We start from the raw sequence: 757 nt of genomic DNA, 5'->3' as shown, positions 1-757 counted from the left end.
CATCCGCCAAGCACTCTTGTAGTTGATGCCCAGATGACGCATCAGTTCCAGCGCGGCCATGTTGGTCTTGGTCGAGGTCAACAGGTGCAAGGCCGGCATCCAGATGCGCAGTGGCAGTTTGGTGCCTTGGAACATCGTGCCCGCGATCAGGCTGGTCTGGTGCCGGCACACGCTGCATTGAGAGTAGATGGCGCCACCACGCTTGAAGCGCGAGCGCGCCCGTCCAGCGCAGGAAGGGCAGCGAAATCCCTGCGGCCACCGCCATTGATACAGAGCGCGGTAGCACTTGGCCTCGGTACCGTAGGCAGCGAAGAACTCCGGCATCGACAATCCAGCCTGGAACTGCACGGCATTGATACTCATCGGGCCACCTCGTCGGCTTCAGCTGGCAACAGCATCTCCCCATGCCGGCTCAGATCTTGCGATTGCTCGCTGAGGGTCAGGGCTAATCAGGTCTCCCCAAAAGCGAGCTAACTCGCTGTCAGTAAAGGTCTTTTACGCGAATCCCTGCCGGCCCTTAATCCTGCCGGGCACGCTGGCGCTGACCGCCGGCCAGGCGGCTGGCGCCATCGTCCGGATCAAGGCGCCTCGAATGCCCCCAGGTCCGGTGCACGCCCGTTGAAGGCCTCACCGGTATCGGCGCCAGCGTCGATCAACGCGCTGCCCGGTGCCAGGGTGGCGAAGGTGATGATGGGTAGGTCGCCGTTGGCCTGGCGCGGACGCATGAGCTGGCGCTCGTCCAGGCTGACGAAATCGC

The 757-nt window shown here is 63.4% G+C and carries 1 protein-coding gene; it reads right to left on the bottom strand.

The window, feature by feature from the left end; all coding sequences use genetic code 11:
• On the bottom strand, window positions 1-363 hold a 363-nt coding region (locus XarbCFBP7408_RS22050; protein ID WP_146093839.1), incomplete at its 3' end, for a transposase.
• Window positions 364-757 lie beyond the last annotated feature (394 nt).

Source organism: Xanthomonas arboricola pv. guizotiae (assembly GCF_002940205.1).
GTDB classification, from domain to species: domain Bacteria; phylum Pseudomonadota; class Gammaproteobacteria; order Xanthomonadales; family Xanthomonadaceae; genus Xanthomonas; species Xanthomonas arboricola_C.
The sequence above is the reverse complement of the archived record's forward strand: the minus strand, read 5'-3'. Positions and strand labels throughout refer to the sequence as shown.